At 40.7% G+C, this 604-nt stretch carries 1 pseudogene; it reads left to right on the top strand.

Annotated features, from left to right (window positions below):
- Positions 1-604, top strand: a pseudogene (locus tag ACFSSB_RS15405) (hypothetical protein); the annotation flags it as partial.

Below are 604 nucleotides of genomic sequence, written 5' to 3'. Positions count from 1 at the left end.
GAAACGCAGTATTTACTATCAACGGAACAGCAGGCGATATTGTCGATTACACAGGAATAGTAGGTTCTCCAGTAAGTCCTGTCACTTTAGATGCTTCCGGAACAGCAGTAATCACAGTAACAGGAGTAACTACAGACCAAACCATAACATTAACTAATGTTACCAATCCAACAACAAGTTGCTCAGGAACATTAAACAACACAGAAACTGTAACCATAAGTGCGACACCAACAGTCACACTAAGTAGTAATACTACAACCTGTTCTGGAGGAAACGCAGTATTCACGATTAACGGAACAGCAGGCGATATTGTAGATTATACGGGAATAGTAGGTTCACCAGCAAGTCCTGTGACATTAGATGCTTCCGGAACAGCAATAATCACAGTAGCAGGAGTCACTACAGATCAAACCATAACATTAACTAATGTTACCAATCCAACAACAAGTTGTTTGGCAACATTAAACAACACAGAAGCTGTAACCATAAGTGCGACACCAACAGTCACACTAAGTAGTAATTCTTCAACCTGTTCTGGAGGAAACGCAGTATTCACGATTAACGGAACAGCAGGCGATATTGTAGATTATACGGGAATAGTAGG

This window comes from Lacinutrix gracilariae, from assembly GCF_042684485.1.
Taxonomy (GTDB): domain Bacteria; phylum Bacteroidota; class Bacteroidia; order Flavobacteriales; family Flavobacteriaceae; genus Oceanihabitans; species Oceanihabitans gracilariae.
Note: the sequence above shows the minus strand (reverse complement) of the source record. Positions and strands in the feature narration are given on the sequence as shown.